The organism is Synechococcus sp. A15-44 (genome assembly GCF_014280115.1).
In the GTDB taxonomy this organism is placed as follows: Bacteria; Cyanobacteriota; Cyanobacteriia; order PCC-6307; family Cyanobiaceae; genus Parasynechococcus.
In genome coordinates this window covers 1,476,024-1,488,562 of record NZ_CP047938.1, presented here as the reverse complement: position 1 = coordinate 1,488,562, position 12,539 = coordinate 1,476,024, and the positions used below count along the sequence as shown (strand labels likewise).

Annotated in this window: 13 protein-coding genes and 1 pseudogene; 4 read left to right on the top strand and 10 right to left on the bottom strand. The window is 60.8% G+C overall.

What is annotated here, in order from left to right; all coding sequences use genetic code 11:
• Positions 1–46: 46 nt before the first annotated feature.
• Both SynA1544_RS08380 and SynA1544_RS08375 read right to left on the bottom strand, forming a co-directional pair.
• The gene (locus SynA1544_RS08380; RefSeq protein ID WP_186512954.1) at positions 47–238 is read right to left on the bottom strand and encodes a hypothetical protein; all 192 of its coding nucleotides are present in this window, start codon (positions 236–238) and stop codon (positions 47–49) included.
• A gap of 2 nt (positions 239–240) precedes the next feature.
• On the bottom strand, positions 241–420 hold the full coding sequence (locus SynA1544_RS08375; RefSeq protein ID WP_186512952.1) for a hypothetical protein: 180 nt from the start codon (positions 418–420) through the stop codon (positions 241–243).
• Between the two features lie 197 nt (positions 421–617).
• On the opposite strand from SynA1544_RS08375, the gene SynA1544_RS08370 reads away from it, so the two are divergent.
• Positions 618–788, top strand: coding sequence for a hypothetical protein (locus SynA1544_RS08370; protein ID WP_186512951.1), 171 nt, complete (start codon positions 618–620; stop codon positions 786–788).
• A gap of 297 nt (positions 789–1,085) precedes the next feature.
• Here the strand turns inward: SynA1544_RS08370 and SynA1544_RS08365 are convergent, their stop codons facing one another.
• The 5 genes and pseudogenes from SynA1544_RS08365 to SynA1544_RS14770 form a co-directional block, all read right to left on the bottom strand.
• Positions 1,086–1,313, bottom strand: coding sequence for a hypothetical protein (locus tag SynA1544_RS08365; protein ID WP_186512950.1), 228 nt, complete (start codon positions 1,311–1,313; stop codon positions 1,086–1,088).
• A 436-nt stretch (positions 1,314–1,749) separates the two neighbouring features.
• A pseudogene (locus tag SynA1544_RS08360) lies at positions 1,750–2,961 on the bottom strand (transposase).
• 212 nt (positions 2,962–3,173) lie between these two features.
• Positions 3,174–3,725 carry a hypothetical protein gene (locus tag SynA1544_RS08355; RefSeq protein WP_186512949.1) on the bottom strand — a complete coding sequence of 184 codons (552 nt, stop codon included), beginning with the start codon at positions 3,723–3,725 and terminating at the stop codon, positions 3,174–3,176.
• 148 nt (positions 3,726–3,873) lie between these two features.
• Positions 3,874–4,212, bottom strand: a complete 339-nt coding sequence (locus SynA1544_RS08350) for a hypothetical protein (protein WP_186512948.1) — start codon at positions 4,210–4,212, stop codon at positions 3,874–3,876.
• A 176-nt stretch (positions 4,213–4,388) separates the two neighbouring features.
• Positions 4,389–4,499, bottom strand: a complete 111-nt coding sequence (locus SynA1544_RS14770; protein WP_255477532.1) for a hypothetical protein — start codon at positions 4,497–4,499, stop codon at positions 4,389–4,391.
• 36 nt (positions 4,500–4,535) lie between these two features.
• Here SynA1544_RS14770 and SynA1544_RS08345 point away from each other — a divergent pair, with 36 nt between their 5' ends.
• Positions 4,536–5,252 (top strand): cytochrome P450, encoded by a 717-nt coding sequence (locus SynA1544_RS08345; protein ID WP_255477531.1) that lies wholly within the window; start codon positions 4,536–4,538, stop codon positions 5,250–5,252.
• A gap of 31 nt (positions 5,253–5,283) precedes the next feature.
• On the top strand, positions 5,284–5,595 hold the full coding sequence (locus SynA1544_RS15065; protein ID WP_186515511.1) for a cytochrome P450: 312 nt from the start codon (positions 5,284–5,286) through the stop codon (positions 5,593–5,595).
• 509 nt (positions 5,596–6,104) lie between these two features.
• On the opposite strand, the gene SynA1544_RS08335 is transcribed toward SynA1544_RS15065, so the two are convergent.
• The 3 genes from SynA1544_RS08335 to SynA1544_RS08325 form a co-directional block, all read right to left on the bottom strand.
• Positions 6,105–6,992, bottom strand: a complete 888-nt coding sequence (locus SynA1544_RS08335; protein WP_186512947.1) for an alpha/beta fold hydrolase — start codon at positions 6,990–6,992, stop codon at positions 6,105–6,107.
• Positions 6,992–8,245, bottom strand: a complete 1,254-nt coding sequence (locus SynA1544_RS08330) for an iron-containing alcohol dehydrogenase (RefSeq protein WP_255477529.1) — start codon at positions 8,243–8,245, stop codon at positions 6,992–6,994. Before SynA1544_RS08330 ends, SynA1544_RS08335 begins: the two co-directional genes overlap by 1 nt.
• A 272-nt stretch (positions 8,246–8,517) precedes the next feature.
• Positions 8,518–9,885 carry a cytochrome P450 gene (locus tag SynA1544_RS08325; protein ID WP_186512945.1) on the bottom strand — a complete coding sequence of 456 codons (1,368 nt, stop codon included), beginning with the start codon at positions 9,883–9,885 and terminating at the stop codon, positions 8,518–8,520.
• 135 nt (positions 9,886–10,020) lie between these two features.
• Here SynA1544_RS08325 and SynA1544_RS08320 point away from each other — a divergent pair, with 135 nt between their 5' ends.
• Complete coding sequence (locus tag SynA1544_RS08320; protein WP_255477528.1) at positions 10,021–12,201, top strand: mechanosensitive ion channel family protein; 2,181 nt, start codon at positions 10,021–10,023, stop codon at positions 12,199–12,201.
• The last annotated feature ends 338 nt before the right edge of the window (positions 12,202–12,539 follow it).

Here is a 12,539-nt window from a genome sequence, read left to right as displayed (position 1 = left end):
GTTTTTCTACTGGTTGAAAAAACACCTGGTTCCAACCGAAAACGTCTCAGATGGAGCCCAGTTCGAGCAGGTGGTCCATCAAGGCGGCATAGAGCTGAGTCTTCATGTTCAACAGGCCAACCTGTTCGTTGGCATCGCCTCCAGGCCAGTTGTCGTAGGCCTCCGCAACAGAACGGTGCAGGAGACGTAGGGCTTCAACGTCCACTGAGATGGTGGTGAAGAGTTGGTTGTCTTCCAAGTTCAGAGGCCCTGGGACTGCTGGCGCACAATCCAGGCGGAGGCGGCTTGCTGTTGCTTCCAGGCCACCAACAACTCCTTGGCGATGCTGCGCAGAGCTGCGAGGTCGTCTGAATTGTCGATCTCGCGTGAAAATTTTTCAATCTCAAACTTCTGGCCCAGAGTCAACGCGATCGGTTCCATTGGCTTGTGGATCGGTGAGCGGAACGTACCCGAGAAATTTTTTTGCTGCAAATCAATAACGTAGTAGTTGCAACCGATTTGAGGAAAGACTGCTCATCTCAATGCATTGCTGGCGTTACAGAACATTTCTGAATGCCGCTAATTGCTGCGATCGCAAAGGCTTATGGCTTTAGAAAGCCTGTATAGGCCTGGAGCTGATGCATTTCTCCTGGGAAAAACATCTGGAATTGTCCCGGAATGTAGCTGTTGCCTCAGACGAAAATCAGGGTACGGCCCTTGCCCTGATGGGTGTTGCGCTCACCATGCTGGCCACAGATCTTCTGACCCATGAGTTGACGGCTTCGGCGTTGCCCTCCTCCAGGGCTTGATTCAGAGAAAATCCATGTCATCTTCATTTGTGTCGTCTTCCCGCGACTGGATCCAGAGGGCTGAGAGTGGAAAGATGAAGCAGCTGGCAATCAGGAATTCCATGGGCTTTGGAATTGGCTGAAGCCACGATCCAGTGGATTTCAAGCAGAAGCTGTATCAACCGCTGTCGTGTTCTGTCGATTTGGTTGCCGATCGATCCGTTTGATCGAGTTGAGTGTTTTTGCCTAATCAGCCAAAGCTGATCAAGGTGACGCCGGCCACAAACAGCAGAACAGACAACACCAGCAAGCCACTGTTCATCGGTTGCTGGCGCGTTTGATCGAGTCCATCCCCAGGCGTGCTGCCCGTCGCCCCAGGCCTACCGCTGCCTGGGCGGTGCTTTTGATCACATCCTTGGCGGTGCTGCGGACCCGGCGGGGGCTGCGTTGCATGGCATCGGGCCAGGATCCCTCTGGCCAGCGCGGCACACGGCGACCAACACGGTCACCGAGTTGAAGCAGGGATCGACGTAGCCGGCTGGCCACAGCTTCAGAGCAACAGCATCAATGTGCTGGCTCCTTGTTAAGTCTGTTGTGCCAAATGACACGAAGGGGGGGCATCCCCCACGCCAACGGCTCGGCCACCCAGCATGGCTTCAACGGCTAGAGCGTTTCAGCTGCCCTGAACTCGACCTGGTCATGGTTTCCCATCAGCGTATGGATGGGATCGGCCGCGTCCCTTTGCGAGGTGTCAATCCCGAGGCCCGATTGCCCTAATCTGAGGGTGAACAGGGATGAATGACGGGCTGTCATTCGCGAGGCGCATGTGCACCTCGTTGTTTCAAGGTGAATCCAGCCGATTGACTTGTCAAGTCGTTCGCCTGGATGACGGATTGTTTGTTGGCTATGGCGTTGATCTCGGTCGTGCGGTTTCAGCTGCCGGCCCCCGGGCGCTGCGCCACCGCTCTGCTGGGGCCTTGGTTTAGGCGCTTGCTTCCTGCAGGCAGACCTGCGCCGGCAGGTCCTCCAGCGACGGGATGGCGCTCATGCTTTCGGCGGAGACCATGCGCCGGCCCTCGAGCTGCCAGTGCTCGTCCTGCTCCAGCAGCACTGCGCCCACCAGTCGCTCGATCGCAGCGTCGTTGGGGAAGATTCCCATCACACGGGTGCGGCGTTTAATTTCCTCATTGACGCGCTCGAGCAGGTTGGTGCTCCACACCTTCTTCCAGTGCTGGGAGGGGAAGTGGCGGAATGCCAGCACGTCCTCGCTGGCCTTGGCCATCAGCTCAGCCGCCCGGGGGAACTTGGCGGCGAGCATGGCGCTGACCTGATCCCATTGCTCCAGCACCGCCTCCTTGCTCTGCTGCGCGAACACCGAGCGCAACGCGGCGGCGACCATCTCCCGGTGGGCTTTTGGCACCGTCTGTAGCAGGTTGCGGGCAAAGTGCACGCGGCACAAGCTGCTCAACGCAGCGCACCTCGCGGTGCGACGCCAGCAGCTGCCCTGCAGCATCCGGCGAATGGCGTTGCTGAGGCCCTGGTGGGCATCGCTGATCACGAGCTTGACCCCGCTGAGACCGCGTTCCTACTGCTTCGCAGAAGCCTTCGGCTAGAGGGAGCCAAGAAACTGGCTCCAGAAGGGCTCGCTCGCGCTGTCGCCCACCTTGAGGCCGAGCAGCTCGCGCCGGCCATCGGCGTTCACGCCCATGGCGACGACGACGGCTCTGGAGCAGACCTGCAGCGGCCGGCTGAGGAACGCCTGCACCTGCAGGTCGATGTCGGCGCTGATGCGGCTGACCTGGGATTTGGAGATCCCGCTTTGGCTGCCCAGAGCCGCCACAAGGGCGTCGACCTTGCGGGTGGAGACGCCGGCGACATAGGCCTCCATCACCACGGCGTAGAGGGCCTGATCCACACGCCGGCGGGGCTCGAGGATCGAGGGCAGGACGCTGCCGCTGCGCAGCTTGGGGATCCGTAGATCGATGACGCCCACCTGGGTGGTGAGCACGCGAGGGCGGTAGCCGTTGCGGTAACCAGGACGCTCTTCGCTGCGTTCATGGCGATCGGCAGCGAGCACGGCGGCGACCTCCAGCTCGATCAGCTGCTGCAGGCCGTGACGCACCAGTTCGGGGATCAGCTCCCCGGCGCTGCTGCCATCCAGTAGCGGCGCCAGTGCAGAGGCGCCACAATCCATCTTGGGCATGGTTCGTCTGGTTGAGGTAGGACTCGAACCAGGGTCACGGGCCTGCCCACCCCTTGCAACGCCAGCCAGTGAGCCGGGTGCCTGAGCTGTGCGCTCAACCCCGGCGACGCCGGGGTTGATGTCCCAAGGGAATTACACCAACACCTGGGACGCGGGCATCTCAAAAATTGGCGTTACAGGAGTCATCGCAACAGCCAATTGGGTCAGCTGGCCGCAATGAAACATGTCAATGTTGAAGCAGCACGATAATCACCGTCCCTCACATCAAGTTCAGTTTCAAATATAACACCGACTAACAAATTTGAAGTCTGGGATGTAGGATTGAGGGTAACACTCTTAACTCCCAGGCTGGGATTTACATTCTGATCATCAGGCCCAAGCCCAATACCCAAGTCTTTTGTCTGAACATTCCGATAACCTCCTGATGTATCATCTCCTGATTTATAAGTAAGGGAAGGAGATCCAGCCTTGATGAAAAATTTACTGAGAGGATACTTGGTCGTTGGTTGTATAACAGCTTTGATTTGTGCTGCCTCAGTTGAAGATACCCTTTTTGAAGTAGGTTCAAAGTCTAAAGCACCAACTGCTACTCCAGAAAAGCGACAAGATTCGGTCACGCCACTGTCAAAAGTTCCAAGGAATTCAACCTCAGCAGTTTGAGCTCGTACAGCAACTGGTTGTGCTAAAAAAAATGTGAAGAGCTGAGCAGGAAAAAAGCAAAAAAATTTGGTAAGTTCATGAAGATTTGGAGCCAATTTATTATAGAACCGAAAGCCAACCAGCGCTAGCTTAATGCCTTATAGATACACCAAAAAGTAACGACTATTACTATTCTAATCCCGTCTTGTTGAATCTCTGACATTGAATTCACTAGGTGCACAGATGTTGATATAAAGAATTTACTTAAGGAATGTCAAGGTTAGCAGTAATTTTATCGCACGACGAGACTGGCATTGCCGCTTTTAGGCCCGATGAACCATTCAGAGAACGTTTTACGGTTCTTTGAGCTGGTTTGCAGCCATGAATGGCTGATTGTTGTGGCTGAATCGCGGCATTGAAATACGCCATTCCAGATCTCAACCTGCGGCAAGTAACCACCATTGTGATTTTTACAGATACGACATTGCCGCCAGCACGTTGATCTTGAAGCGGTTCTGCGTATGAAAGCGTGACCACCATCAATGCAGAGACTGTTCTTATATCAGACATGATGAACACACTTCTTTTTAAACCAGCGCGCATCAAGTCCCTCTGCAGCAAGCGATCCTGGTATTTATCCCAACCATTCGGCAGTCTCCCTGCTTTGATCTCTGCGTTCTCCTCGCGGGTATTGCGTTGCCTGGGAACAGGAACAAGAATTGGATCGATGTTCTAACCGCCGCCAGCTTGCAGGCCCTGCGAACACAGGGAAGTCTCGATCATCTCGAAGAGCTCCTCGATGACGCCTGCCTCTCAAAGGATCGCCTGTCATTGATTAGAATTTCAAGATTGTCATCGCTGAGATTGAACAACTGCTTAAGAATCAGCATCTTAAAGAGAATCAGCGGATCAATCCGCTGTCGCAGATGCTTGGCCAGCAGTCGATCATTCTGCTGGCGCCCGCCCAGCATCGGCAGCGCCGCAGGTTGCTCACGCCGCCTTTCCACGGCGAACGGCTCAAGGCGTTCGGCAGCCTGATCACATCCCTGGCGACGGAGGCGATGGCCGATCTTCAGCCTGGGGATGTCTTCGACGCCCGCACACGGATGCAGCGGATCACCATGCGGGTGATTCTCACCGCCGTGTTCGGCCTCCATGAGGGCGAGGCGATGCGCCGGTTGGAGCGGACGCTGCATGAGGGGCTGGGGATCCGCTCCAGCCGGTTGGGGTCGCTGCTGCTGTTCTTCCCCTTCCTGCGAAAGGATCTGGGGCCCTGGAGTCCGGGTGGCCGGATCCGGGCCGCGGAAGCTTCCATCCGCCGGCAGCTGCTGGCTCAGATCGTTGCGTGCCGTGCTGCGGTGAAGCGGGCTGGCGAGCACGACGGCTCGGCCGACATCCTCAGCCTGCTGCTGGCCTGTACCGATGAGCAGGGCCAGGGGTTGAGCGATGACGAGCTGCACGATGAACTGCTCACCCTGCTGTTCGCCGGCCACGAGACCACGGCCACCGCGCTCACCTGGGCCTTCCACTGGCTCCACCGCACTCCTGCGGTTCGGGACCGACTGCTGGAGGAGCTCCAGACCCTTCCTGAACCGGCCATCCCGATGCGATCGCCAGGCTTCCCTATCTCCCGGCAGTGGTGAATGAAGTGCTCCGCATTCACCCGGTGATGTTCTGCTGGTCTGCATCCAGGCCCTGCACGAACGGGCCGACCTTTATCCCGAGCCGCTGCGCTTCAACCCCGATCGTTTCCTTGGGCGCAGCTACGGCTCCCATGAATTCATGAGTTTCGGTGCCGGTTCCAGGCGTTGCATCGGCGCGGCTCTGGCTGTTTATGAGATGAAGTTGATCCTGGCCAGACTGTTGAGGGGATTCCAGTTCAGGCTCACCCCAGCGAGTGATCGCCCAAACCATCCACGCCGTCGTGGCTTCACCCTTGGGCCCACCGTTCCGGTGTGTCTTCAGGTTGTCTCAGCACAGCGATGAACTGGATCATCAATAACCTCCACCGCGGCATTTTCTGTGTGCTGTGGTTGGCGCCTTTCGTGGGTGCTGCGGAGAATCACTCGATGTGGCCGCTGTTGCTTTTGCCGTTACCGATGATCTGCAGCGTTCTCCCTCGTCTCCAGGACCTTGCCTGTCGGAGTGATCAACCAACGTTGGCATTGTGGTCATTGTTTATCACGCTGGCTGTTCTCTGTGCGGTTTTGATTGATTTTGGTCTGAGACCGGTTGGTGGCCTGCTCGGACCAGGGGGTTGGTATTTACCGCTTAGTATCGCTGCCATTGTTCTGACTTTGCTGCGTTCAAGAACTCACCCTCATTAAGGTGATGATCGTTTGAAATTTCGTTTTCTTTGCTGTCTCTTATTGTCAAAATAATGTCGATTAATTTGTTAATCTCGAGTTGTCGTTATTTGTAGCAATAGTCGTGTTGTTGCATGAATTGCGGTTTGTAGTGCGACGATCAAAAACTGAAATTTTGAGGCTGTCTGGTTAGGAGGTTTGCTTGTGGCCTAAAGGCTCTTTGTTTGAGATTTGTGTGCATTTTTGTTGCTGGTCGTTGAGCCAGCGGCGGATGCATTTGACGCAGTCGTCCGTTGACTCGTAGGGGAGCACATTTCGTCCCGGGATGGTGTCGATCACCGCTTCCGGCAGCTTGCGGCGGTAGGTGGCGAGTCGCTCGTCGAGATCATCCCAGCTGCGGGAGCGGCCGATCCCCGTGGCTGACCCCCCGAACACCACCTGCAGCGGCAGGGTCAGACCGGTGAGCCGGGGCTCCCAGTCCCGCCGCCAGAACCCTGCCAGGAAGGAGTACACCGCCCAGCGGGTGTCCATGGACCGCGACCCCTCGCGCAGGGTCTGCAGCCATTGCTCATCGACGGCCTCGGCCTCGGCAAACAGGTTTTTGCGGGAAAAGGACTGGAGGAAGCTGCGCCGCCGCGCATAGCGATAGAAGAGGTTGCCGATCGGGCTGCGGAACAGCCAGCGCCAGAGCCGGCGTGAACGTTCGATCGGGACCTCCTCCTGCAGCACCCGCCAACTCGGTGGGCTGACCGCCACCAGGCCGCACACCAGATCGGGCACCAGCTCGATCAGGGCCAGGGCGATCGGCAGGGAGGTGCCCTGGGTGACGATCACCGCGGGCCCGCCATTGCGCTTCTGCAGCAGGGCAGCAAGCGGCTTCGCCCAGTCGTGGGGGGTGAGGGGATCGCGGCTGCAGGCGGCCTCACCGCAGCCGATCAGATCCGGTGCCAGCAGTTCAGCTTCAGGGTCATCGTTCTGCCAGCGCCGGATGAAACGGTCCCAGAAGCGGGAAGACAGCCCCACGCCGATGGGGTGAATCAGCAGCAGAGGTGGCCTGGAGCCGCTGGCTGGTGCCATCAGTGCTGATCGGTTGCGGCCTCGATGATGGCGGCTCCAGGCAGCAAGCGCCGCAGCAGGGCTTCGCAGCTGGCCTGATCCAGCAGGCGAGGCACTGGATAGCCGGGATGGGCTTCCTGGAGCACGCCACGGCTGATCGCCGGGATGTCGCCGCTGCGCAGCGATGCCACGGTGGCAGGGATGCCCAGCTGCCGGTTGAGCGCCTCGATCCAGGCGATGAACCGCTCCGCCAGCAATGGCGCGGTCTCGGCAGTGCCGCCCAGCTCAAGGGCCCTGGCGAGGGAGGCGAGTTGCTCTTCGCAGGCCGGCTTCGACCAGCGCAGCACGACGGGCAGAGCCATGGCATTGGCAAGACCGTGGGAGGTGCCGTAATGGCAGCCGAGCCCATGGGCGATGGCGTGGGCGTAGCCCACGTTGGTGCGGCTGAAGGCCTGGCCGGCGTCGTGGGCGGCGAGTGCCATCTGCAGCCGGGCTTCCTGATCGTCTCCCCGGCGGTAGGCATGGGGCAGCCAGACGGCGATGCGCCGCAGAGCCGCAATGGCCTTGCGGCGGCTGAAGAGGGTGCCGCCGCGGCCGATGTACGACTCCACCGCATGGGTGAGGGCGTCCATGCCGCCGGCGGCGGTCACGGCCGGTGGCATCCCCAGCATCAGCAGCGGATCGATGGCAACAACCCGGGGGATCAGCTTGAGATCGGCGATCGCCAGTTTGCGGTTGGCGTGCGGATCGGTGAACACCGCAGCGATCGAGGCCTCGGAGCCGGAGCCGGCGGTGGTGGGAATGCAGGCCAGGGGGCGGGGCGGCAGCAGCACCCGGAACAGGCCCTCCATCCGACGCAGGGGCAGCCAGGGATTGCCGGCCCGGGCGGCGATGCCCTTGGCGCAGTCGATCACGGACCCGCCCCCGACGGCGATCAGGCTGTCGCAACCCTGGCTGCGGAAGTGCTGAAGACCCGCCTCGACGCTTGTCAGGGATGGGTTCTCGGGCACCCGGTCGTAAAGGGCATAGGACATCCCCGCTGCATCCAGTGCGTCCTGCAGGGGCCGAGGCAGCTCCAGCTGCATCAGGTTTCGGTCGGTCACCAGCAGCGGGTGGCGCCAGCCCCGCCTGCGGAGCTCGGTGGCCAGCTGCCGGCTGCTGCCGGCACCGACCAGCAGCTTGGATCGGGGAAAGGGCAGCACCAGGGCCAGCCCCTGCAGCAGCCGCTGATGACCTCGGATCCACAGGTGTTGCAGCCGGGGGAGGATGCTCACGGCAGTGCTTGGGTGCGGTGCACGGTGGCCACATTGGGGAGGCATCCACCTCTGGCTAGCGCCAGCCCATCCATTGGGCAATGGCCGACGTGCCCACCCGCCGGCTCACCCCAGCTGCAGAGCCTGGAGCTGAACCTGATACCGGATGCTGAGACATCTTTCTGCTTCGATCCGATCGCCGATCTGCATCCATCGGCATGCCGCTGTGCCGTGGAGCGGTTGGCTGCGGATCAATCTGTTGGGTTCTTGCTTCCCGGGGTCGCATGTCGTCATCAGTCAACCGCTTCGACGTTCAGCCGGTAGTCATCGGTTGGAATCCGGATTGGGATCAGGGAATAGGGCACCGCAGCAGGGGTGCCGTCCGCTGGATGCCAGCCCTTGATTGCCTGCATCCAGCGCACCAGAAAGATCCTGCTGCATAGCTCTGCGAGGGGTAGGCCAGGGCAGCCGTGGTTGCCGGTGCCTCCCGGAAACCAAGCGCCCCTGGGCAGACGAAGGGCGGTGCCCGCCACGGGGCAACGGCTGCTTTCTTGCCTCGTGGCGGCGGGGGCAACCCAGCGCTCGGGTTCAAAGCGATCGGGCTCCGGGAACAACGACGCCAGCCGGTTGCCGATCCTGGGATCGGCGGTGACAACGGTGCCGGCGGGAATCCGGAATCCTGCAATCGCGATGTCAGTGGAGGTCAGCCGGAAGCCGCCGCCGCCGGGAGGCATCAGGCGAAGGGACTCCCGCAGTACGCCCTGCACATAGGGCAGATCCCAGGCGTCCAGGGCGCCAGGCAGGTCTTGGCCATCTAGACCCTGCCGCTCCGCCTCCGTGAGGATCCGCTGCCGCACCTCCGGGCGCTCCTGGCAGAGGATCAGGCTGCAGCTCATCAGTGAGGCCACCTCGATGTAGGCACCCCAGATCAGCAGCACGGTGGCGGTGACGATGCGCTCATCGCTCCAGCGTTGTCCGGTTTCGTCGCGATTCCTGCTGAACACGGCGAAGGCACTGCCTTGCAGGGCTCCGCTGCGGAATCGCGCGAGCCGCTGGGTCATTCCGTTCTGCAACCTGGCGAGGGCCGCTTCTCCGCGTCTGAACGAGGGAAGGGCAGTGCTCAGACTGAGAAGCGCGTCGTTGTAGGTGGTGAAGGCCTCGGCCTCTTCGGTGGTGAGTGAATCACCGGCAAAGATCTCGGCGAAGAGATCCAGGCAGAGCCGTTTGCAGTCACGGGCGATGGCGGTGCTGCCCTGTTGTGCTGTCGCGGCGACGAAGGCGGTGATCCGCTGATTGATCAGGGGCAGAAAGCCTGCGAAGGCGCTGCCGGTGAACAGCGGGGCATAGCCGGAGCGGGTGGAGCGATGCCGCGAACCGTTCTGGTTGAGGGCGCCGTAGGGGGTGTGCAGGGCTGTGAAGGCCGCCGGGAGGGAGCTCTCTGAGATGGAACGCTCCTGTTCGAGAAAGTTCTCCACGGCCTGAATGCCGCCGACCACGGCGGTGGGCCTGAAGAACAACGTGGTTCCGAACACCGGTCCATAGCGCTCGGTGCGCTCGGCGATGAAGCGATCGGGGTCCCTCAGGTAGGCAAGGGATTCCCGGATGCCGATGAACAGTCCCGTGCGGCCGGGGAGTGGGCTGAGCCCGTCAGCTGCCGTCATCTCGCATGGCACTGCTTGTCATCACTGTATGGAGTGGCTCGCAGCGGTGCGGCGGCCGCGTCGATGAGGTGTCGATGCGGTGTCGATGCGGTTTGTCCTGCAGGCTCTGGCTAGCGTCAGTCCATTGATACGGCGATGGCGGGCGTGCGCAGAGGCAAGCGGATCGTTGCTTTTCTGGCCGGCCTGCTGAGTGTGTGTTTGCTCTCCGGGTTGCCGCTCTGGGCCGGTTCTCAAAACCGGGAGCATCAACTCCTGGATCAGCGCTATGCCAGTGCCCAGCCGGTGATTCCGCTGGCGCAGCAGCCGTTCCATGCCGAGCTGGAGCGGCGCGCTGATCTCTGGCGCCACACCCCCCTGGGGCAGGTGGTGGGGGACTCACCGCAAAACACCCTGCTCAACTTCTACGCCGTGATGGCCGATGTGGGGCAGCTGATCGAGGATGTGGAGGCGTCGCACCTCAACGATCGCGGGCTGTTCTGGAACCGCCAGGCCCGAGCTGAGATGGCGGAGGTGGAGGTGCTCTTCGATGCGGCGGTGGCGTCGCTGGATGGATCGCTCTTCCCGCTCGGCGTGCGCCCGTACCTCAAGGATGAAGCGGCGATTCAGCTCAAGCACGTTCTCGACTTCATCTTCAACAGCAGCCGGCAGGTGATCACCATCCCCGATGCCGGTGCCATGAAGGAGCTGAATGATGAACGCTCCAAAGACACCGAGGCCTGGACGCTGCCGGGATCTTCGATCGTGCTCACCAGCCAGCTGGCGAAGGATCCGGGCAACAGCAATTTCTACTTTTCAGCGGCCACGGTGGCGAATGCCTCGGCCATGTACGCCCAGGTGAGCCGTCAGGTGGAGGATCTCGCTGATCAGGCCTTTTTTACCCGCACTTTCTACGCCGATTTCATCCACACTCCCGGCCGGTTGTTTCCGCCCAAGTGGTACCTGAATCTTCCCGCTGGCCTTCGCGCCGGCCTGGAAACGGAGGTGCTGTTCGGCCAGACCCTGTTCCGGCTGGTGCTGTCGGTGCTGGCGATCGGCCTGCTGCTGGCGTTGCTGGGGCTGCTGTTCCGGCAGCTGATCCGTTCCTTCCGCAATGTCTCCACGGATGCGGCTTTGGTCTGGATGCGTGATTCGCTGGCCTGGACGCGGTTCGGCCTGGTGCTGCCGATGGTGATCGCCATCAAGGCCGCTGAGTTGTTCGTGGACGACTACCTCAACTACACCGGCATGCCCCTGGTGGTGCTCACGGTGCTGTTCGAAGTCGCCTACTTCAGCCTGTTCGTGCTGCTGGTGTTTCTGTTTTTTGAAGCTCTGGGGCGTTCGGTGTCGGAAGGTCTGGTGCGGCTCTCGGGCAGTGAGGACGTCTGGCGTCTCTCGCGCACCAGCAACCGGGTGATGCCCACCTGCCGGATCGTGTCGGGAGTGGTGGCTGTGGCCCTGATCTACAAGCTGCTGCTGCAGCTGGGCCTCTCACCCACCCTGGTGCTCGCCCTCTCCACGGTGCCCGGCCTGGCGATCGGCCTCGGTGCCTCGAAGCTGCTCAGCAACCTGTTCGCCGGCCTGTCGCTGCAGACCGATCGGCCGCTGCGGGTGGGGGAGTTCTGCGAGATCGGCGACAAGCGGGGCTTCCTCACCAAGATCGGCCTGCGTTCGGTGGAGATCGAAACGGTCACCGGCCGGATCACGATCCCGAATGCAGTGGCGGAGGACTGCATCGTCAACAACCTCTCGCGCCATGGACCTGTCCCCGGCGCTTCGCAGCTGCAGGGCCTGGAGCTGAACCTGGAGCTGGATGCGGAGTCGCCGTTCAGCCCTGATCAGATCGCCGATCTGCTGGCGCTTGCCCGCCGCTACGCCGATGAGCGGACCGACCTGATCAATCCATGCTTCACCGTTGAGCTGGAGCCGGGTGCACCGCAGCGGCTGCGCTGCATCGGCCTGATTCACGTCGTGAACTGGCGCGACTACATCGATCTGCAGGAGTCGCTGACGCTCGCGTTGAATCAGCTGATCTATCGGGTGGATCTCTCCCATTTCGTGCTCTCGGTGTCGTACGACACCACCGATCAGCAGCTGGCAGCGATCCCAGCTCTGGTGCAGGGGATCATTGATCGCACGCCGGGTTTCGAGCTCAAGGCCTGCCGGCTGCTCGTCATCGGAGAGTTCAGTTACGACTTCAAATGCCATCTCTTCTCTGAAGGGCTCAGCTTCATTCAGTTCAAGGATTCGATCGACTGGATCAACCGTGAGCTGTTGCGGGAGCTGGCGGTTGCGGAGATCGTGATCCCCTTCCCCACGGCAATCGAGATCAAGGGGTGACGCCGTTGTTGCCGTAGATGATTCCGCCGAGATCGCGCCCCTGATGCCTCTCAAGGCGGAGATCCTCAACCACGCAATGCCTGCGGCATGGATGCCGACCTGCCTGACATGGATCCAGAGGAGTTCTCTCTTGCCACGATCTTTCGGAGCCATCAGCTTCACCTGATCTCAGCTGATCTGACATGACGGTTCTGCCATTGGGTATTGACTCAGCCGATAACTAAAGCGTTCAACCGCGTTCAGTTCTTGTTCATCCACGATGCTGAGCTTCAGACCCGATCGCTGGCCGTCTCAGGTGATCACCCAGGTCACCCGTAGGTGTCCAGCCCGAACGTTCG

What these genes read in the sequence shown, in the direction of transcription:
- SynA1544_RS08370 (WP_186512951.1), top strand. Translation starts at nt 618, where the DNA reads ATGCATTTCTCCTGGGAAAAACATCTGGAATTGTCCCGGAATGTAGCT.
- SynA1544_RS08320 (WP_255477528.1), top strand. Translation starts at nt 10,021, where the DNA reads ATGGCGGGCGTGCGCAGAGGCAAGCGGATCGTTGCTTTTCTGGCCGGC.
- SynA1544_RS14770 (WP_255477532.1), bottom strand. Translation starts at nt 4,499, where the DNA reads ATGCTGATTCTTAAGCAGTTGTTCAATCTCAGCGATGACAATCTTGAA.
- SynA1544_RS08375 (WP_186512952.1), bottom strand. Translation starts at nt 420, where the DNA reads ATGGAACCGATCGCGTTGACTCTGGGCCAGAAGTTTGAGATTGAAAAA.
- SynA1544_RS08325 (WP_186512945.1), bottom strand. Translation starts at nt 9,885, where the DNA reads ATGACGGCAGCTGACGGGCTCAGCCCACTCCCCGGCCGCACGGGACTG.
- SynA1544_RS08350 (WP_186512948.1), bottom strand. Translation starts at nt 4,212, where the DNA reads ATGCGCGCTGGTTTAAAAAGAAGTGTGTTCATCATGTCTGATATAAGA.
- SynA1544_RS08335 (WP_186512947.1), bottom strand. Translation starts at nt 6,992, where the DNA reads ATGGCACCAGCCAGCGGCTCCAGGCCACCTCTGCTGCTGATTCACCCC.
- SynA1544_RS08345 (WP_255477531.1), top strand. Translation starts at nt 4,536, where the DNA reads ATGCTTGGCCAGCAGTCGATCATTCTGCTGGCGCCCGCCCAGCATCGG.